The organism is Frigidibacter oleivorans (genome assembly GCF_003993775.1).
In the GTDB taxonomy this organism is placed as follows: domain Bacteria; phylum Pseudomonadota; class Alphaproteobacteria; order Rhodobacterales; family Rhodobacteraceae; genus Frigidibacter; species Frigidibacter oleivorans.
On record NZ_RJRZ01000001.1, the window covers coordinates 451,929 to 471,395 of the forward strand.

Genomic DNA, 19,467 nt, shown 5'->3' on the forward strand with positions numbered 1-19,467 from the left:
GGGCCCGGCCGCCGAGCGGAGCCGCAGAACGGCGGCCCGACGGGTTGTCGCCGCAAGGAGCGTCGGCTCAAGCCGCGGCAGCCCGTCCCGGCGCGATGACCTGCAACATCTGCCGCAGCGACGCAGCCTCTGCCACCGGGACGCAGGCGGCAATGTAGCGGTCGCGGCGCAGAAGGAAGACGTGGTCCGGCGCGGCGCCGAAGCCCGGGGCCGACAGGAAGCCGTCGTGGTCGCGAACCGTGGGGAAAGGCCCCGGCACCGGGTTGCAGCCTTCGGGCGTCACGCCGATCAGTGCCGCGCCGGCCGCGCGCAACTCGTCGCACAGCGGTGCGGGCAGCGCGGTTTCCGGTGTTTCCGAATAGACAAGAACAGCCGGCTGGTCCGGAAGCAGGGTGTCCAGCCGCACCCGGGCGCGTGCCACGGTATCGACCAGAGGCTGCGGAATCATCCGCCCGACGACCTGGGCCTTCCAGCCCGGCGCGCCCTGCCACAAGAGACCGTCGCGGAACCGCGGCTTCGGCTTGTATTTCATCTGGACGAAATAGTCGCGCGCCGGCGGGTAAAGGTTCAGCGCCCGGAAGCCTGCCCGGATAGCCGCCCCCGCCAGCGCAGAGCGGGGCATCATCACCTGGCCCATGCGTCGCGCCAGTTCGATCATCTCCCAGGCATGCGGTTTGCGTTCGTTCTGGTAGCTGGCCAGCAGCCGTTCGGGATCTTCGCTGCGCAAAGCCTCGTCCAGCTTCCACGCCAGATTGTGGGCGTCGCGCAGCCCGCTGTTCATGCCTTGCCCGGCGAAGGGCGGGGTCAGGTGCGCGGCATCCCCCGCCAGAAAGACACGGCCGGACCGCCACGAGGCGGCGTTGCGGGCATGGAAGGTATAGACCTGAATCCGGCGCAATGGCTGCTCCGCGTCCGGGCCCACCTGGGCCAGCAGCCTGCGGGCGAACGCCTCCTGTTCCGCGATCTCGGCCGTTTCGCCCGTGTTGAGCTTGAACTCGTAGCGGCGGATGCCACCGGGACCCGGCAACGTGATGCAGGACCGGGCCGGATCGCAGAACACCTCGGTATGAAAACAGCGGTTCAGCGTGCTGTGCAGATCGACGATGAGCCATGGCTCCCGGAAGGTGGAGCCCTCCATCTCGATCCCGAGAGCCTTGCGCGTGGGGGAGCGGCCTCCGTCACAGGCGACCATGTAGCGCGCCCTGATCTGTCGCAGACCTTCGTCTGCTGCCACCTCGGCCACGACGGCTTGCGCATCCTGCCGGAACCCGGTCACTTCGACCCCGAAGACCGCGGTGACAGAGCTGTGCCGCGACAGGCCATCGCGCATCAACGCCTCCAGTTCGGGCTGCTGAAAGGCGTTGCGCTTGTCGAAGCCGTATTCCTTCACCCAGGGCTTGACGGTTGCAAAGACCCTGCCGTCCGGTCCGCGGTAAATCGAGCCGTAGCCGCGTGTCGTGATCCTCGCCACCTCGCCGGACAGGCCGGCAGCCTGCAGCGCCCGCAGGGATTCGTCGTCGATCGAGACGGCGCGGGGCTGCTGGACCGTGGTCCGGTTCCTCTCGACGATCGTCGTTCGGACACCCATTCCGCCCAGAAGGTTGGCCAGAAGCAGTCCGGTCGGCCCGGCGCCGACGATCAGGATGTCCGTCTCGGATGGAAGCGGCGCCGTCATGGCCGGGCATCGGAGATGACGGTATTGGACAGCGTGCCCAACATGCCGATTTCGACCTCGGCCACCGCGCCTTCTCCCATGTACAGCGGGGGCTCGCGCTTGTCGCCCACGCCGCCGGGCGTTCCGGTGACGATCACGTCGCCGGGGGCCAGGGGCGTGAAGGTCGAGATATAGGCGATCAGCCGCTCGATGGGGAAGATCAGGTCGGCCAGCGTCGCCTTCTGCACGACCGCGCCGTTCAGGCGCGTCTCGATGGGCAGCTTGCGGTAGTCGCCCACCTCGTCCGGGGTCACGAGGAACGGTCCGAATGCCCCGGTTCCGGGAAAGTTCTTGCCGGGCGTGAACTGGAACGTGTGACGCTGCCAGTCGCGCACCGTCGCATCGTTGTAGCAGCTGTATCCGGCAATATGGTCCAGCGCCCGGTTCTCGGGAATGCACCGCCCACCCGTGCCGATGACGACCGCCAGTTCACCTTCGAAGTCGAACCGGTCAGAGATGGCGGGCTTCACCAGCGGCTGCCGGTGTCCGATCTGGCTGTCGGCAAATCGGGTGAACAGCGTCGGATGGTCCACATCGGGCCGCCCGGTTTCTTTCTTGTGGGACAGATAGTTCAGACCCACGCACAGGATCTTTCCGGGGTCCGGGATCACCGGGGCGAAGGCGAAGTCGCCCCAGTGAAGTTCGGCGCTGCGGCCGGCCGCATGGTCTGCCGCGGCCGTAACATCGCCTGCCCGGATCAGGGACCGGAGAGACCGATGCCCGCGAAATCCGGTCAGATCGACCAGCCCGCGATCGGCAACCACGCCGAACCCGGCGCCTGCCGGGCGGATAAAGCTTGCGAGTTTCATGCTGGTTTCCTCAGGACCGCAGGATGGCCTGGCCCCATTTGTTCAGCGTGCGCGGATGCTGAGGCCATTCGATGGTGTCGCGGTCGTAGATGACTTCCATTTCCGCCGAGACCTCGATCCAGTTGCCGTCCGGGTCGGTGATGAAGATGAACAAGTTGTTGCCGGGACCATGCCGCCCCGGACCCCAGCTCAACTGCACGCCCTGCGCCGCGAAGTGGTCGCACCAGTCGCGGATGTAGGTCCAGTCGCCTGCTTCATAGGAATGGTGATCCACGCCGTTCCGGTCCGGAGTGTAGAAGCAGGCGATGGTGTGGTGTTCGTGGTTCGAGGTGGTGAAGGCGGTGGCGATGCGGCCGTCGTCATGCAGGACCGTGTCGCTCAGCTGGAACCCCAGCTTGCCGACATAGAAATCGATGAAGGCCTGAACATCCTGCGACGCATAGGTCAGGTGCTGGGTCGGCCCCTGGATCCCCGTCAGGCCCGGCGTTTCGGGCAGTGCCATCCCGAAGCAGATCAGTTGCCCGTTCGGATCCCGCACGGCAAAGGCGCCGTCCGCGAAATAGGGGCTGGGGCTCGCCAGAATTTCCAGCCCCTCATCCTCGGCCCGCTGGCGCATCATCTGCAGGCCCTGCGCATCGCGCAGGGCCAGACCGGCATAGGCCAGCTGCTTGTCCTGCCCGGGCACGACGACCATGCGCCGCCTGGGCCCTTCGCAACGCCATTCATCGGATGCCGGATGGGACAGCGTCATGTCCATGACCTCGGCGTAAAAGCGCGCGAGACGCTGCGGGTCAGAACTCTGAAAGGCGACGTGATGCAGGTAGGCGCCTGCATGTACGGCAGTATTGGTCATCGAGATCCTCCATGGCTCGATTTCCTTATAATGATAACTTTGCCGCTATATCAACAGATATGTGAGCTTCGATCACATATATTGGAAATTCATGAGGTCCTCTCGACCTCCATCCGGACGTAGCTCTCGATCAGGGATGCGTGCGAGTGCAGGATCGTGCCGAGGCGTGCCTCGATCTCGGGCGTCAGGGTCGCGTGGCGGACGATCAGGCTGAGCGACCCGAAAAGCGCCTGCACCCCCGGGCTGATGGGCACGGCGATCCCGGCCAGGTCGGGGTCCACCTCGGCGACGGTCTTGACGATTCCGGCCTTCCGAATGGCCGACAGCGCGCTTCGCAAGGCTTCGGCCTCCCCGGGCGCATCGCCGACGGCCGCGGCAATGATCCGGTCGCGCTTGCGGGCGGGCAGGACGGACAGGACGGCCTTTGACGTCGCGCCGCGCAGGATGGGCATGGGACGGCCACGCTCATAGCTGGTCTTTGCGTCGAACCGGGGCGATTGCGCATCCGCCACGCACATCACGGTGTCCCCGTACAGCCGGGCCAGCGCCGCACAGCACGGGATACCCGCCTGTTCGACCAGCGGCGCCAGAAACACCGACCCGGACCGCACCAGCGGATCGCTGCGCCGCAGGTGGCGCTCGAACTCCAGAAAGATGGGGCCCAGCCGGTAGCGCGAATCTTCGGCGGCCTCCAGAAAGCCTGCCGCGACCAGTTCGCGCACGGTGCGGTAGACGTTGCTGGCCGATGTGCCCAGAGACTGGGACAGTTCCGCCACGCTCCATAGCGGAGCCCGGTCCAGAAACAGCCGGAGCAGGTTCTCGTACCGCTCAAATCCCGTCAATTCCGTCTACCCCCAAGATCTCTCCCCCGTCTCTAGCACTCCGGGGATGCGGCGCGGAAGGCAGGTCAGATGACCACATCCTGCAGACATTCCTGCGGAAACAGATCTTCCGGGGCCAGCCGGCGGTGCGTTACGCCCTGCTCGTGGCAATAGCCGAGGAAGGCATCGATGGTCGCCCGGTTCCGCGTCAGCCCGTAGGGCCAGATTTCACCGTCTCCGAACACGACCGAGTTCAGGCGCCGCATCTCCTCGGGGCCCCAGGCAATGGGCAGGTAGGATGTGGTGATCTCATCCATCGCGCGCAGCGCGTTGCGCTTTGCCTCCTCGAAGGCGTCCATCAGGTTGCGGAGGATCCAGCGGTTCGCCTCGAACAGGTCGCGCCGCACCACCATGATGTGCATGATCGGAAAGATCCCGGTCTGCCGGAAGTACGCCTCTTCCGCCGCGCGGGGATCGGCGAACAGACGCCGGACCGACGGATGGCCCTGCAGGTAGCTGTCCGGCGGGCGGGCAGAGATCACCGCGTCAAGATCCCCGCAGGCCAGCATGTCGCTGAGCGACCGCGCCGGCTCTGTCCGCAGTTTCACCCCGGCAGGCAGTCGCAGCGCCACCCCTTCCTTGCGGCCGGGGCTGTTCACGCCAGCCTGCACCCAGTCCACCGAGTCCAGCGGGACCTTGGCCTGATGCTGGAGATAGCCCTTGGCATAGACGGTGGCCGTCTGGGACCACTGCGGCAGGCCGATCCGTTTGCCCGCCAGATCGCCCACGTCCGCGATCCCCGATTCGCCGTTCACATAGAAGGCGCTTTGACGGAACACGCGGGAGGGGAAGACCGGAAAGGCCACGAGGTCCGGCCGGTCGCTGTTCGCCAGATGGGCGCAGTATCCGGCGAAGGAGAACTCCGCGATGTCGAACTCGCGCGATTGGGCGAAGCGCAGCCCGACGCGCTCGAAGGAATAGGACAGGATATTCAGAGCGATTCCAACCGGCTGTATCCGCCCGGCAACCAGATCGACGGTGTGGGCATAGTCGCTGATCGCCATGGTCATCTTCAAACGTGTCATAGGGCGCTCCTTCGGCCCCGCCTGCTCGCGGCGGATCGCGAACACACTGGCTTCATTTCTGTTATATGGCAATAGTGCCACCACAGCCGGTCCCGCGGATAGTGGGAGAAACTGGAGAGAAACACGAGTTCTATCAGAGTTTTGACGCGAAGTTTTGTCGCGACCGGGACCGAACCTGACTTCCACTCATCAAGAATGCTGTTGACTTTATTTCCACATTTTGGAAAAATGATTGCCGACACGGAGGATGCTTGTCCACCTTGCGATGGCGCAAGAGGGGACTCGCATGTCGAGGGAGGAGATCCAATGAAACAGTTTCGGACCACGGCGCTGGTGGGCATGGCGATGGCCTTCGGCGGGATCGCGCAGGCAGAAGAGGTTCTGCGCGGCGTCTCGGCCCTGCCGCCGAACAACGTCATCACGCAAAGCTTCCTGGAATATGTCGACATGGTGAACGAGGCCGGTGCCGGCGTCGTCCGCATCGAGGTGATCGGCGGACCCGAGGCCATTCCGCCCGGCCAGCAGGATACTGCCCTGCGCAATGGCGTGATCGACATTCAGGGCGGGCCGGCCGGCTACTACGCCGGTACCGTGCCGGAAAGCGAGGCGCTGACCGGCGCCACGGTGACCGCGGCCGAGGCGCGCGCGAACGGCGCCTTCGACATGCTGAAGGCAGCCTGGCGAGACCGGCTGGGCGCCGAGCTTCTGGCGTGGAACGGCAACGGCACGCAATACTACCTCTATCTTTCGGAGGTCCCCGAACTCGATGCCGAAGGCAATGTCGTGCTGAGCGGCAAGAAGCTGCGTTCAGCCGGAACCTATCGCGACTGGTTCGATGCCATCGGCGCCGAGAACGTGATGATGGAGCAGTCCGAGGTCTTCAGCGCGCTGGAACGCGGGGTCGTCGACGGGTTCGGCTGGATCGCCTTCGTGTCGGACGTGGGTGTGAACAGCCTGCTGAAGGCGCGGGTCGGCCCGGCGGTCTGGCAGGGGTCGCCCGTGATCATGATGAACGGCGCGCGCTATGACGCGCTGCCGGACGAGGCCAAGGCGGTGCTGCAGGATGCGGCACTCGCGCTGGAGGAAAAGATCGCGGCCGAGATGCCCGCCCGGATGGCTTCCGAGGAAGAGCGCCTGACGGCGGACGGGATCGAGCTGATCGAACCCGCGCCGGACGCCGCCGCGCGGTACAGCGACGTGGCCTATTCGGTGGTCTGGGACAAGCTCGCCAAGACCGCGCCGGAGTTCGAGGCAGCGATCAAGCCGCTGCTGTATCCCGCCCCGTAACCGCGTCCGCCAACCCCGCGCTGCCGTCTGCCCCGGACGGCAGTGCCGCATCGGGAAGACCCATGTCCGTCTCATCCATCGGCACAGCCTGGGCCGGTTTCATCAAACTGCTCTTCCTTCTGGGGGCAACCTATCTGGGCGCGATCGTCATCGGCACACTCTGGGATGTCATCGCCCGCAACCTGTTCGTCGGGACAGCACCTGTCTGGCTCAGCACGGCCATCGACTTCGGGCTGCCCTGTTCGGCGATGCTGGCCGCGCCCTGGCTGGTGCGGACCCGCGGCCATGTCGCCATGGAACTGATCGACGGCGCGCTGACGGCGCCCGCCCGGCGCGTGGTGATCCGGCTGACCGATCTGGCGGCCGCGGCCATCTGCCTGCTGGTGGCCGGCTACGCCGCGCTTGGCGGGCTGGCGGCCTTTCAGCGGGGCGAGGTCATCCTGCGATCCGTCGATGTTCCGCGCTGGTCGCTTTACGCCATCCTGTCGGCGGGCCTGTTCCTGTGCGCGATCGAATTCCTGCGGCATGTGGCCTTGTCCCTCGGCGGCCGGAACACGGGCAGCGTGCAATCATGATGGCCTGGTATTCCAGCTTCGGCCTGATGATCGGGCTGATCCTGACGCTGATGGCGCTGCGCGTTCCGATCGCCTTCGCCTTCCTCATCGCCAACGCGATCGGCGTCTACCTGTTCATGGGCGGCCATTTCGGTCTCGTGCAACTGGCGGCGAATTCGTCCGAAGCCCTGATGAACTATTCACTCATGCCGATTCCGCTGTTCATCCTGATGGGAGAGTTGTTCTTCCACACCGGGATCGCCGGCCGCGTCTTCGTGGTGGTCGACCGTCTGCTGGGCCGGGTGCGTGGCCGGCTGTCCTATGTCGCCATCGGCGGCGGCACCCTGTTCAGCGCCCTGTCCGGCTCCAGCCTCGGCAATGTGGCGATGATGGGGTCCAGCATGTATCCCGAGATGCGCAAGGCGGGCTATGCCGACACGCTGTCCATCGGCCCGATCATCGCCACCGGCGGCCTCGCCGCCATCATCCCGCCCTCGGGCCTCGCGGTCGTGCTGGGCAGCCTCGCCGGGCTGGATGTGGGACGGCTGCTTCTTGCGGGGCTGGTGCCCGGACTGCTGCTGGCGCTCGGCTATGCCGTGCTGGTGTTCGTCATCACCCGCCTGCGCCCCGATGCCGCCCCCGCCTACGACGTTCCTACGACGAGCCTCGGCGAAAAACTGAGGCTCGTGGCGGTCAACCTGCTGCCGATGATGTTCATCATCTGTGCGCTGATGGGAACCATCATCTTCGGCATCGCCACGCCCACCGAGGCGGCTGCGTTCGGCGTGCTGTCCGTCCTGATCGTGGCCGCCTTCTTTCGCAGCCTGACGCTGGCGTCCGTGGTCAGCGCGGCGCAAAGCGCCATGAAGATCAGCGGCATGATCTTCATGATCATCCTCGCATCGACGACCTTCAGCCAGATCCTCGCCATATCCGGCGCGACGCGCGGGCTCGTGGGCTGGGTGCAGGGGATGGATGCCAGCCTGCCGGTGATCTTGCTGGCCATCGCGCTGGTGCTGCTGATCCTCGGCGCCTTTCTTGAACCGGTCGGCATCATGCTGCTGACCATTCCGATCTTCCTGCCCATGGTCCAGGCCTACGGTGTGGACCCGATCTGGATGGGCGTCTTCATCCTGATCTTCGTCGAGGTCGGGCTGGCCACCCCGCCGTTCGGGATGGCGCTGTACGTCATGCTGGGCGCGACAGAGGGAAAATCGCTTGCCGATGTGTCGCTTGCCGTCGCCCCCTACCTGCTTTGCACGATGGCGCTGGTGCTGCTGATCACGATCTTCCCCGGGATCGTGCTCTACGTGCCGTCGCTCGTCCGCAACTGACCGAAAGACCGAAGGACCGACCATGGGACAGATCGAAGGCCGCCTGCTGATCGACGGCGCGTTGGTGGAGAGTGAAAGCGGCCGTTGGGAGCCGTCGCTCAATCCCGCGAATGAAGAGGTGATCGGGCGGGCGGCACTCGGCTCGGCGGCCGACATGGACCGCGCCATTGACGCGGCCCGTCGCGCCTGGCCCGACTGGGCCGCACGTGATGTGGACGAACGGGCCGAGATCCTGCGGCAGTTCGGCGATCGTCTGGCGGAACGCTTCGACGAACTGGCCCGGATCGAGGTGCTGGACAGCGGCAATACGCTGAAGCCCACCCTTCACGCCATGGACGAGACGCTGAAGACCTTGCGGTTCTACGCAGGCCTGGCGCCTGCGATGCGGGGGGAAACGATCCCGGCGTCGCACCGCAACCTGCACATGACCCTGCTGGAACCCTATGGTGTGGTGGGGCGGATCGCGGCCTACAATCATCCGGCGCTGTTTTCGGTGGCGCGGACGGCGGCGGCGCTGGCAGTCGGCAATGCCGTCGTGGTCAAACCGCCGGAAACCTCGCCCCTGTCGGCGCTCGTTCTGGGCGAGGTCGCGCGCGAGGTCCTGCCGCCCGGCGTGTTCAACATCGTCAACGGCACGGGACCCGAGGCCGGCGCGGCACTGGTCCGGCATCCCGACGTCAAGCGGCTGGCGCTGATCGGGTCGGTGCCGACGGGACGGGCCATCCAGCGCGCGGCCGCCGAGGTTGCGGTCAAGCATGTGACGCTGGAACTGGGCGGCAAGAACCCGATGATCGTCTTTCCGGATGCCGATCCCGACAAGGCGGCGGCCAGCGCGGTGCGCGGCATGAACTTTGCCTGGCAGGGACAGTCCTGCGGCTCGAACTCGCGGGTGCTGGTGCATCGTGACATCTATGAAGATGTGCTGCGCCGGATCTCGGACCGGGTGGCGGCGCTGCGGCTTGGCGATCCGATGGCGCCGGACACCGATATGGGTCCGATCAACAACGCCCGCAGCCATGCCCATGTGATGAGCTTTCTGGACGCAGAGCAGACCCGCGGCGCCCGTCTGATGACCGGTGGCAAGCGGCCGGCAGGGGCGGCCTTCGCCAAAGGATATTGGGTGGAGCCGACCGTGTACGGCGACGTGACGCCCGCGATGCGGCTTTGGCGCGAGGAGATCTTCGGCCCGGTGATGGCGGTTGCCCCCTGGGACGACTACGGCGCGATGATCGCCGATGCCAACGACACCTCCTACGGCCTGTCGGCAGCGATCTGGACGAATGACATCACCACCGCCCTCGCCACGGCCCGACGCCTGCGGGCCGGCAGCATTTTCGTCAACGGATCGAACACCCATTTCGTGGGCATGCCATGGGGCGGGTTCAAGAACAGCGGCGTCGACCGCGAGGAAGGGATCGAGGAGATGCGCAGCTATCTTGAAACCAAGGCGCTGAACATCCTGCTGTAGGCCGCCCGCAACGCCCCGGCCCCCGCGGCCGGGGGTGCTACACCGCCAGCCCCGTCGCCGCGATCAGTTCTGCCTCGCGCGCCTGCAGCGCGGCGTCGAAGGTGTCGGGCGACAGGTCCAGCCCCGGCAGCGCCTGCCCCGCGACCTGTGCGATATCGGCGGGCGGGTCCGGCGCGAACAGGCCGTGGCGCGCGGCCAGCGCCGCCTCCTGCGCCTCGGTCACCGTCTGCAGGCGGCGCAGGAATTCGCGCCAGCCGCGCCGGTCGGGGGCCAGCCGCGCCATCTCGGTGAACTGGGCGATGCGGTGGGCGCCGTGGGGGCGGGGCGGGCCGCCATAGGTCTCGGTCGCGCGCTTCAGGAGTTTCAGCGCCAGATGCAGCGGCGTCAGTCCGTCGAAATGCAGCAGGCGCAGGTCCCGCGCCGCCGCGCCGGTCCAGGCCCGGCCGGCCGCCGGAACGGGGGCGTGAATGCCGATCTCGATCCCGCGGCCGGTGCGGAACAGGCCCTTGCCGGCGGTATGGCCGGTCAGGCCCCGGTTCAGGTATCCGGCCTCCCCTCCATGGATCAGCGGGCCGGCTTCAGCCCAGTCCTCCAGCGGGCGGCGGAACAGCCCGTCGAACAGCCCCTCCTGCGGCAGCGGGCGGAAGGCGCGTTCCGCGACGGGCAGCGTCAGCCAGTCGGTGTCCGCCTCCGCCGCATCGAGGGCGGGGCGGGGCGGGGCCGACAGGAACTCGTCCGCGTCGCAATGCAGGATCCACGCGGCATCCGTGCCCGCCTGCACCAGCGCCGCGTTCGCCTTCTGCCGGGCGGTGTGGCGGGGCGGGCGCTGCCCGCGCGGATGCCGCGCCCAGTAGGCCGGGTCGCAAAGGGTGACCCGCACCCCCGGCAGACCGGACAGCAGCGCCTGCGCGCCGGCATCCGGCCGGTCGAGGAACAGCTGCACCTGCCGCGCCCCCATCGCCAGATGATGCGCCGCGAAGGCCGCCAGCAGGGGCGCCGGTTCGTCCACCGTCGCCACCACGATCCAGTCGCCGCCCTGCCCGTCCTGGCGCATCATGCCCGCTCCTCCCACCAGTGATTCGTGTTGCATTGCAGCATGTTTCCAGCGGCTTTGCGCCCGGCAACCGCTTCGTGATCACAGCCTTCGGGCATGTGATCACGAACCTTGCAAAAGCGGCTGCATTCCGCCAACCCGGCCCGAAAAGGCTTTCGGGCACGCCGCACCCGTGCGAGACAGCCGCAAACCACACCAGCATGGGACAGTACCATGAACATCCACGAATACCAGGCGAAGGCTCTGCTCAAGAGCTATGGCTGCCCGGTCTCGAACGGCCGCATCGTGCTGAAGGCCGACGAGGCGAAGACCGCGGCGGGCGAGATGGACGGGCCGCTGTGGGTCGTCAAGGCGCAGATCCACGCCGGTGGTCGGGGCAAGGGCAAGTTCAAGGAGCCCGAGGCCGGCGAGAAGGGCGGCGTCCGCCTCGCCAAGTCGGTGGAAGAGGCGGAAACGCTGGCCAAGCAGATGCTGGGCCGCACCCTCGTGACCCACCAGACCGGCCCGGCCGGCAAGCAGGTCAACCGCATCTATATCGAGGACGGCTCGGACATCGCGCGCGAGCTGTACCTCGCGCTGCTGGTCGACCGCGCCACCAGCCGCATCTCCTTCGTCGTCTCGACCGAGGGCGGGATGGACATCGAGGAGGTCGCGGCCTCCACCCCTGAAAAGATCGTGTCCTTCAGCGTCGACCCGGCCTCGGGCCTGTCGGATTTCCACGGCCGCCGCGTCGCCTTCGCGCTCGGCCTGAAGGGGCCGCAGGTCAAGCAATGCGTCGCGCTGGTCAAGAACCTCTACCGTGCCTTCGTCGAGAAGGACATGGAGATGCTGGAGATCAACCCGCTGATCGTGATGGAAGACGGCAACCTGAAGGTGCTGGACGCCAAGGTGGGCTTCGACAACAACGCGCTCTACCGCCAGCCTGACATCCTCGCGCTGCGGGACGAGACCGAGGAAGACCCCAAGGAACTCGCCGCCTCGAAGTTCGACCTGAACTACATCGCGCTGGATGGCGAGATCGGCTGCATGGTCAACGGCGCGGGCCTTGCCATGGCGACGATGGACATCATCAAGCTCTACGGTGCGGAGCCGGCGAACTTCCTCGACGTGGGCGGCGGCGCCACCAAGGAGAAGGTGACCGAGGCCTTCAAGATCATCACGAGCGACCCGAACGTGAAGGGCATCCTCGTGAACATCTTCGGCGGCATCATGCGCTGCGACATCATCGCCGAGGGCGTGCTGGCCGCGGTCAAGGAAGTGGGCCTGCAGGTTCCGCTGGTCGTGCGTCTGGAAGGCACGAACGTGGAACTGGGCAAGGACATCATCAAGAATTCCGGCCTGAATGTCATCGCCGCCGACAACCTGTCGGACGCGGCGGAGAAGATCGTGAAGGCGGTCAAGGGCTGAGATGCTGCGCGCCGCCTCGCTTCTTGCTGTAGCCCTGCTGGCCGGTTGCGTGGAAACGCAATCGGCCGGAACGGTCGCTGCGGCCCAGGTCGGGCCCGGGTCCTCCCTGCTTGATCCGGAAGACCAGATTTTTGCCGCTATGCTCTTCAACGACGTCTGCGGTGATACCGGGGCGAAACCGGCTGCGGCAAAGGCGGTGCTGGCAAAACTGCCAGTGACGCAGCATCCCGAAACCGGGACCTATTATCATCAGAACCTCGACCTTTCCTTCAAACTTGTGAAGGAAGGTTCGCACGATGTCTGCTCAATGGTCTTCGGGTCTCGTTCTGAGTTGTCCAGCATCGGGCTGATGCTCGCGGCAGGTTCTGCCGCCAAGGGGGCTCCCGTCGGCATGGATCCCGACACGGGGGAGATCGAGGCAAAGGCCGCCAAAGGCGGTACCTTGTACTTCGCCCCCATCAACCAACAGAACGGCCGCAAGTACTATCGCGCCTGGATCACGAATTAAGGAGACGCCGCACATGGCCGTACTCGTCGACGAAAACACCAAGGTAATCTGCCAAGGCTTCACCGGCAGCCAGGGCACCTTCCATTCCGAACAGGCCATCGCCTATGGCACCAAGATGGTCGGGGGCGTGACCCCCGGCAAGGGCGGCACCACCCATCTGGACCTGCCCGTCTTCGACTCGGTGCACGAGGCGGTGGAGCGGACCGGCGCCAATGCCAGCGTGATCTACGTGCCGCCGCCCTTCGCGGCCGACTCGATCCTCGAGGCGATCGACGCCGAGGTGCCGCTGATCGTCTGCATCACCGAGGGCATCCCGGTGCTGGACATGATGAAGGTCAAGCGCGCGCTGATCAATTCGAAGTCGCGGCTGATCGGCCCGAACTGCCCGGGTGTCATCACCCCCGGCGCCTGCAAGATCGGCATCATGCCGGGCCATATCCACAAGCGCGGCAAGATCGGCGTCGTGTCGCGTTCGGGCACGCTGACCTATGAGGCGGTGAAGCAGACCTCCGACCTCGGACTCGGCCAGTCCTCGGCCGTGGGCATCGGCGGCGACCCGATCAAGGGCACCGAACACCTGGAAGTGCTGGAAATGTTCCTGGCCGACCCGGAGACCGAGGCGCTGATCATGATCGGCGAAATCGGCGGCGATGCCGAGGAGATGGCGGCGCAGTTCCTCGCCGACGAGGCGAAGAAGGGCCGCGCCAAGCCCTGCGCCGGCTTCATCGCCGGCCGCACCGCGCCGAAGGGCCGCCGCATGGGCCATGCCGGGGCGATCGTGTCGGGCGGCAAGGGCGACGCGGAAAGCAAGATCGAGGCGATGAAATCCGCCGGAATCGTGGTGGCCGACAGCCCCGCCCATCTGGGCGAGGCGGTCATGAAGGCCATGGGCAAGTAACATCCAAGCTTCCGCGCCCTATATGAGGGGCGCGGATTTCCAATTGTCAGGTGCGACCATGACGGACCAGAGCCCCAACGACCAGTTCCACGCCTCGAGCTTCCTGCAAGGGCACAACGCGGAATACATCGAACAGCTGTATGCGCGCTACGCGACCGACCCGGCCGCGGTCGATCAGGCCTGGGCCGATTTCTTCCGCAGCCTCGGCGATGCCGAGACGGATGTGCGCAACGAGGCGAAGGGTGCGTCCTGGACGCGGGCGGACTGGCCGCCGCTGCCCGGCGACGATCTGACCGCGGCGCTGACCGGCGAATGGCCGGCGGCGGCGAAGGAGCTGAAGGGCGCGGGCGACAAGATCAAGGCGAAGGCCGCCGAGACCGGCGTCCCGGTGACTGACGAGCAGATCAAGCGCGCCGTCCTGGATTCGATCCGCGCCATCATGATCATCCGCGCCTATCGCATCCGCGGCCACCTTGCCGCCGATCTCGATCCGCTGCGCATGCAGGACGACAACGCCCATCCGGAACTGGACCCGCGGTCCTACGGCTTCGCCGAGGCCGACATGGACCGCCCGATCTTCATCGACAATGTGCTGGGGCTGCAATTCGCCTCGATGCGGCAGATCCTCGACATGGTGAAGCGCACCTATTGCGGCACCTTCGCGCTGCAGTACATGCACATCTCGGACCCCGAACAGTCGGCCTGGCTGAAGGAGCGGATCGAGGGCTACGGCAAGGAGATCGCCTTTACCCGCGAAGGGCGCCGCGCGATCCTGAACAAGCTGGTCGAGGCGGAGGGCTTCGAGAAGTTCTGCCACGTCAAGTTCATGGGCACCAAGCGCTTCGGCCTCGACGGTGCCGAGGCGCTGATCCCGGCGATGGAGCAGATCATCAAGCGCGGCGGCGCGCTCGGCGTGCGCGAGGTCGTGGTCGGCATGCCGCACCGGGGCCGGCTGAACGTGCTGGTGAACGTGATGAGCAAGCCCTACCGGGCGCTGTTCCACGAATTCCAGGGCGGCAGCTTCAAGCCCGACGACGTGGATGGATCGGGCGACGTGAAATATCACCTCGGCGCCTCGTCCGACCGCAGCTTCGACGGCAACATCGTCCACCTGTCGCTGACGGCCAACCCCTCGCACCTTGAGGCGGTGAACCCGGTGGTGCTGGGCAAGGTCCGCGCCAAGCAGGACCAGCACAACGACAGCGACCGCACCCGGGTGCTGCCGGTGCTGCTGCACGGCGACGCGGCCTTTGCCGGCCAAGGCGTCGTGGCGGAATGCTTCGGCCTGTCGGGCCTGCGCGGCCACCGCACCGGCGGCACGATCCATGTCGTCGTCAACAACCAGATCGGCTTTACCACCGCGCCGCATTTCAGCCGGTCCTCGCCCTACCCGACCGACATCGCGCTGATGGTCGAGGCGCCGATCTTCCACGTGAACGGCGACGACCCCGAGGCCGTGGTCCATGCCGCCAAGGTCGCCACCGAATATCGCCAGAAGTTCCACAAGGACGTGGTTCTGGACATCTTCTGCTATCGCCGCTTCGGTCACAACGAAGGCGACGAGCCGATGTTCACCAACCCGGCGATGTACAAGAAGATCAAGAGCCACAAGACCACGCTGCAGCTGTATACCGAACGGCTGGTCAAGGACGGCCTGATCCCGGAAGGCGAGATCGAGGACATGAAGGCCGCCTTCCAGGCGCGCCTGAACGAGGAGTTCGAGGCCGGCAAGCAGTTCAAGCCGAACCGCGCCGACTGGCTGGACGGCAAGTGGACCGGCATCGAACAGGAAGGCGCCGAATATCAGGCCGGCAAGACCGCGATCACGCCGGAGCTGATGGCCGATATCGGCGCGCGCATCACCAGCGCGCCCGAGGGGTTCGACCTGCACAAGACGGTCGGCCGGCAGCTGGAAGCCAAGGCGAAGATGTTCGAGACGGGGCAGGGCTTCGACTGGGCGACGGCCGAGGCGCTGGCCTTCGGCGGTCTGGTGGCCGAGGGCTTCCCGGTGCGGCTGTCGGGTCAGGACTGTATCCGCGGCACCTTCAGCCAGCGGCATTCGGCCTTCGTCGACCAGACGACCGAGGAACGCTATTTCCCGCTGAACCACATCAAGCCCGGGCAGGCGCGGCTGGAAGTCATCGACTCGATGCTGTCGGAATATGCGGTTCTGGGCTTCGAATACGGCTATTCGCTGGCCGAACCCAACGCGCTGGTGATGTGGGAGGCGCAGTTCGGCGACTTCGCCAACGGCGCGCAGATCATGTTCGACCAGTTCATCAGCTCGGGCGAGCGCAAGTGGCTGCGGATGTCGGGCCTCGTGATGCTGCTGCCCCACGGGTTCGAGGGTCAGGGTCCGGAACATTCCTCGGCCCGTCTGGAACGCTTCCTGCAGATGTGCGCCGAGGATAACTGGATCGTCGCCAACTGCTCGACCCCGGCGAACTACTTCCACATCCTGCGCCGGCAGGTGCACCGCAACTTCCGCAAGCCGCTGGTGCTGATGACGCCGAAATCGCTGCTGCGCCATCCGATGTGCGTGTCCGAGGCGGCCGATTTCACCACCGGGTCCAGCTTCCACCGGGTGCTGGCGGACAGCGCCGAACGCGGCGGCGAGCTGACGCTGCGCCCGGATGCCGAGATCAAGCGCGTGGTCCTGTGCTCGGGCAAGGTCTATTACGACCTGCTGGCGGAACGGAACGCCCGCGGTATCGACGACGTCTACCTGATGCGTGTCGAACAGTTCTTCCCGTTCCCGACGCAGTCGCTGGTGAAGGAACTCGACCGCTTCAAGACCGCCGAAGTGGTCTGGTGCCAGGAAGAGCCGAAGAACCAGGGGGCGTGGAGCTTCCTCGAACCCAATCTGGAATGGGTTCTGGGCCGGATCGGCGCCACGCATGGCCGCGCGCGCTATGTCGGCCGCGCCGCCTCGGCATCGCCCGCCACGGGTCTCGCCTCGCGCCACAAGGCCGAGCAGGAGGCCCTCGTCAACGAAGCCCTGAGCATCGGAGGATAACCCCCGTGTCCATCGAAGTCCGCGTGCCGACACTGGGTGAAAGCGTGACCGAGGCGACGGTCGCCACCTGGTTCAAGAAGGTCGGCGATCATGTCGCCGCCGACGAGATGCTGTGCGAACTGGAAACCGACAAGGTGACGGTCGAGGTCCCCGCGCCGGTTGCCGGCACGCTGGCCGAGATCGTCATCCCCGAGGGAGAGACGGTCGGCGTGAACGCGCTGCTCGCACAGATTGCCGAAACCGGGAATGCCGGTCCGGAAGAGATGAAGCCGAAGAAAGCCGCCGAGGCCGCGACGCCCGGCGCAGGAGAGGGCAAGATGACCGACGTGATGGTGCCGACGCTGGGAGAAAGCGTGACCGAGGCGACCGTGTCCACATGGTTCAAGAAGGTCGGGGACGCCGTCGCGCAGGACGAGATGCTGTGCGAGCTGGAAACCGACAAGGTATCGGTCGAGGTGCCCTCGCCCGTGGCCGGCGTGTTGACCGAGATCCTCGCCCCCGAGGGCACCACCGTCGATGCCAAGGCCAAGCTGGCCGTCGTCGCCGAAGGGGCCGCCGCCTCGGCCGCCGCGCCGAAGTCGGACGAGGCGCCCGCCGCGAAGGCCGCCACGCCGGATGCCGACAAGGCCGCGACCAAGGGCAAGGCCAAGGATGTCGAGGATGCGCCCTCGGCCAAGAAGGCGATGGCCGAGGCGGGCCTCTCCGCCGATCAGGTCACCGGGTCCGGCCGTGACGGCCGCATCATGAAGGACGACGTGGCCCGCGCGGCCGCCGCCCCCAAGGCCGCGGCGGCCCCTGCCCCCGCCTCGGTGCCGCGCGCGCCGGTGCCCGCCGATGACGCGGCGCGGGAAGAGCGGGTGAAGATGACCCGCCTGCGCGCCACCATCGCCCGCCGCCTGAAGGACGCGCAGAACACCGCCGCGATGCTGACCACCTACAACGAGGTGGACATGTCCGGCATCATGGAACTGCGCAACGCCTACAAGGACCAGTTCGAGAAGAAGCACGGCGTCAAGATGGGCTTCATGTCCTTCTTCGTGAAGGCCTGCTGCCACGCGCTGAAGGAAGTGCCCGAGGTCAATGCCGAGATCGACGGCGGCGATGTGGTCTACAAGCATTACGTCCATATGGGCGTCGCGGTGGGCACCCCCACCGGACTGGTGGTGCCGGTGGTGCGCGATGCCGACCAGATGTCCTTTGCCGCGATCGAGAAGAAGATCGGCGAGCTGGGCCTGCGCGCCCGCGACGGCAAGCTGACGATGGCCGAGATGCAGGGCGGCAGCTTCACCATCTCGAACGGCGGGGTCTATGGCTCGCTGATGTCCTCGCCGATCCTGAACCCGCCGCAGTCGGGCATCCTCGGCATGCACAAGATCCAGGACCGCCCGGTGGTGGTGAACGGCCAGATCGTCATCCGCCCGATGATGTATCTCGCGCTCAGCTACGATCACCGCATCGTCGACGGCAAGGGCGCCGTGACCTTCCTCGTGCGGGTGAAAGAGGCGCTGGAAGACCCGCGCCGCCTGCTGATGGACATCTGATCCCCGCAGGGCGGCCTTCGGGCCGCCCTTTCCGAAAGGAGCCCCGTCATGCTGCAACTGCTGTGCCAGATCGACGCCGCCGACCCCGCCGCCTGGCGGGAGATGTTCGACGACGATGCCGAAAACCGGGCGCAGGCCGGGCTGACCTTGCTGCAGATGTGGTCGGATGCCGACACGCCCTCGCATGTGGTGCTGCTGTTCCAGGTGAACGACCGCGGCCGGGCGCAGGCCTGGCTGGACCGGTCCGCGGGCTTCGGCCGCCCCGTCGCCGCGCATTTCCTGAAGACGGCGTGATCCGATGGCGGCCGGCCTGACCCCGGAACTGGCCGCGCTGGCGGCGACGGTGCTGATCCACCTCGCCGCCGTCGGCTGGTCGCAGGCGGCGCTGACCCGCGACGTGGGGCCCCGCGGCAACATGGGGCCCCGGGACGGCGACCTGCCCTTGTCGCAGCAGACGCTGCGCCTGCGCCGGGCGCTGGCCAACCATGTCGAGAATACCGGGCTGTTCCTGACCGCCGTGGTGCTGGTCAGCCTGACCGGGTCGAACAGCTGGTTCACCGCCGCCTGCGCCTGGGTCTATGTCGCGGCCCGCGCGCTGTATCTGCCCGGCTATGCCTTCGGCTGGGTGCCGGGGCGGTCGATCCTGTTCACCATCGGCCTTGTCGCGACGCTGGCGATGGTCGCGGCCGGCGTGGCCGGGGGAGTTTGACAATGACGGCGGAACTGACCGTGCTGGCCCTTGCCATCCTGCTGCATGGCGGCCTGTTCGTGGCCTTCGCGCTGATCGCCAACCGCGAGCTCGGCCCGCGCTGGACGACCTCACCTCGCGACGAGCCGCCGAAGCGGCCGCTGTCCGTTACCGGCGGACGGCTGCAGCGGACGCTCGACAACTCCTTCGAGTCGCTGATCCTGTTCGCCCCCGCCGCGCTGATGATCCCCGTCAGCGGCCAGTCCACGGCCGTGACGGCGGCGCTGGCCTGGGCCTTCCTGCTGGCCCGCATCCTCTACATTCCCGCCTATGTCCTCGGCTGGTGCCCCGCGCGCTCGGCCATCTGGGGGGTGGGCTTTCTCGCAACCGTGGCGATGGTCGTCGCCGCACTGATCTGACGAAGCCGGGC

18 protein-coding genes are annotated in these 19,467 nt (G+C 66.7%); 12 read left to right on the top strand and 6 right to left on the bottom strand.

Annotation, left to right across the window (positions count from 1 at the left end):
* Window positions 1-67: 67 nt before the first annotated feature.
* The 5 genes from EEY80_RS02340 to EEY80_RS02360 all read right to left on the bottom strand — a co-directional run bounded on the left by EEY80_RS02340 (window position 68) and on the right by EEY80_RS02360 (window position 5,282).
* Entirely contained in the window at window positions 68-1,675 is a 1,608-nt protein-coding gene (locus EEY80_RS02340) for a bifunctional 3-(3-hydroxy-phenyl)propionate/3-hydroxycinnamic acid hydroxylase (RefSeq protein WP_126974930.1), read from the bottom strand.
* The gene (locus tag EEY80_RS02345; protein ID WP_126974931.1) at window positions 1,672-2,523 is read right to left on the bottom strand and encodes a fumarylacetoacetate hydrolase family protein; all 852 of its coding nucleotides are present in this window, start codon (window positions 2,521-2,523) and stop codon (window positions 1,672-1,674) included. Before EEY80_RS02345 ends, EEY80_RS02340 begins: the two co-directional genes overlap by 4 nt.
* Window positions 2,524-2,533: 10 nt before the next feature.
* Window positions 2,534-3,376, bottom strand: a complete 843-nt coding sequence (locus tag EEY80_RS02350) for a VOC family protein (RefSeq protein WP_126974932.1) — start codon at window positions 3,374-3,376, stop codon at window positions 2,534-2,536.
* A gap of 89 nt (window positions 3,377-3,465) precedes the next feature.
* Window positions 3,466-4,218, bottom strand: coding sequence for an IclR family transcriptional regulator (locus EEY80_RS02355; RefSeq protein ID WP_126974933.1), 753 nt, complete (start codon window positions 4,216-4,218; stop codon window positions 3,466-3,468).
* 65 nt (window positions 4,219-4,283) lie between these two features.
* Window positions 4,284-5,282 (bottom strand): type 2 periplasmic-binding domain-containing protein, encoded by a 999-nt coding sequence (locus EEY80_RS02360; RefSeq protein ID WP_126974934.1) that lies wholly within the window; start codon window positions 5,280-5,282, stop codon window positions 4,284-4,286.
* A 306-nt stretch (window positions 5,283-5,588) separates the two neighbouring features.
* On the opposite strand from EEY80_RS02360, the gene EEY80_RS02365 reads away from it, so the two are divergent.
* The 4 genes from EEY80_RS02365 (at window position 5,589) to EEY80_RS02380 (ending at window position 9,925) form a co-directional block, all read left to right on the top strand.
* Window positions 5,589-6,569 carry a type 2 periplasmic-binding domain-containing protein gene (locus tag EEY80_RS02365; protein WP_164738107.1) on the top strand — a complete coding sequence of 327 codons (981 nt, stop codon included), beginning with the start codon at window positions 5,589-5,591 and terminating at the stop codon, window positions 6,567-6,569.
* A gap of 62 nt (window positions 6,570-6,631) precedes the next feature.
* The gene (locus EEY80_RS02370) at window positions 6,632-7,144 is read left to right on the top strand and encodes a TRAP transporter small permease (RefSeq protein WP_126974936.1); all 513 of its coding nucleotides are present in this window, start codon (window positions 6,632-6,634) and stop codon (window positions 7,142-7,144) included.
* Window positions 7,141-8,457, top strand: a complete 1,317-nt coding sequence (locus EEY80_RS02375) for a TRAP transporter large permease (protein WP_235829682.1) — start codon at window positions 7,141-7,143, stop codon at window positions 8,455-8,457. The genes EEY80_RS02370 and EEY80_RS02375 overlap by 4 nt, the downstream gene beginning before the upstream one ends.
* Before the next feature lie 22 nt (window positions 8,458-8,479).
* Window positions 8,480-9,925 carry an aldehyde dehydrogenase family protein gene (locus tag EEY80_RS02380; protein ID WP_126974937.1) on the top strand — a complete coding sequence of 482 codons (1,446 nt, stop codon included), beginning with the start codon at window positions 8,480-8,482 and terminating at the stop codon, window positions 9,923-9,925.
* Window positions 9,926-9,962: 37 nt separating this feature from the next.
* Here EEY80_RS02380 and EEY80_RS02385 read toward each other — a convergent pair whose 3' ends face one another.
* Complete coding sequence (locus tag EEY80_RS02385) at window positions 9,963-10,982, bottom strand: glycosyltransferase family 2 protein (RefSeq protein ID WP_164738108.1); 1,020 nt, start codon at window positions 10,980-10,982, stop codon at window positions 9,963-9,965.
* 210 nt (window positions 10,983-11,192) lie between these two features.
* Here EEY80_RS02385 and sucC point away from each other — a divergent pair, with 210 nt between their 5' ends.
* The 8 genes from sucC to EEY80_RS02425 are packed head-to-tail and all read left to right on the top strand — an operon-like array spanning window position 11,193 to window position 19,456.
* The gene (sucC, locus tag EEY80_RS02390) at window positions 11,193-12,386 is read left to right on the top strand and encodes an ADP-forming succinate--CoA ligase subunit beta (protein ID WP_126974939.1); all 1,194 of its coding nucleotides are present in this window, start codon (window positions 11,193-11,195) and stop codon (window positions 12,384-12,386) included.
* Between the two features lies 1 nt (window position 12,387).
* Complete coding sequence (locus tag EEY80_RS02395; RefSeq protein ID WP_126974940.1) at window positions 12,388-12,894, top strand: hypothetical protein; 507 nt, start codon at window positions 12,388-12,390, stop codon at window positions 12,892-12,894.
* Window positions 12,895-12,907: 13 nt separating this feature from the next.
* Window positions 12,908-13,792: a succinate--CoA ligase subunit alpha gene (sucD, locus tag EEY80_RS02400; RefSeq protein ID WP_126974941.1), complete on the top strand. Its 885-nt coding sequence runs from the start codon at window positions 12,908-12,910 to the stop codon at window positions 13,790-13,792.
* Window positions 13,793-13,850: 58 nt separating this feature from the next.
* Window positions 13,851-16,808 carry a 2-oxoglutarate dehydrogenase E1 component gene (locus tag EEY80_RS02405; RefSeq protein WP_164738109.1) on the top strand — a complete coding sequence of 986 codons (2,958 nt, stop codon included), beginning with the start codon at window positions 13,851-13,853 and terminating at the stop codon, window positions 16,806-16,808.
* A 5-nt stretch (window positions 16,809-16,813) separates the two neighbouring features.
* Window positions 16,814-18,349 carry a 2-oxoglutarate dehydrogenase complex dihydrolipoyllysine-residue succinyltransferase gene (gene odhB, locus EEY80_RS02410; protein WP_126974943.1) on the top strand — a complete coding sequence of 512 codons (1,536 nt, stop codon included), beginning with the start codon at window positions 16,814-16,816 and terminating at the stop codon, window positions 18,347-18,349.
* A 48-nt stretch (window positions 18,350-18,397) separates the two neighbouring features.
* On the top strand, window positions 18,398-18,643 hold the full coding sequence (locus EEY80_RS02415; RefSeq protein ID WP_126974944.1) for a hypothetical protein: 246 nt from the start codon (window positions 18,398-18,400) through the stop codon (window positions 18,641-18,643).
* Between the two features lie 4 nt (window positions 18,644-18,647).
* Window positions 18,648-19,058, top strand: coding sequence for an MAPEG family protein (locus tag EEY80_RS02420; protein ID WP_328590482.1), 411 nt, complete (start codon window positions 18,648-18,650; stop codon window positions 19,056-19,058).
* A gap of 2 nt (window positions 19,059-19,060) precedes the next feature.
* Window positions 19,061-19,456 carry an MAPEG family protein gene (locus EEY80_RS02425; protein WP_126974945.1) on the top strand — a complete coding sequence of 132 codons (396 nt, stop codon included), beginning with the start codon at window positions 19,061-19,063 and terminating at the stop codon, window positions 19,454-19,456.
* The last annotated feature ends 11 nt before the right edge of the window (window positions 19,457-19,467 follow it).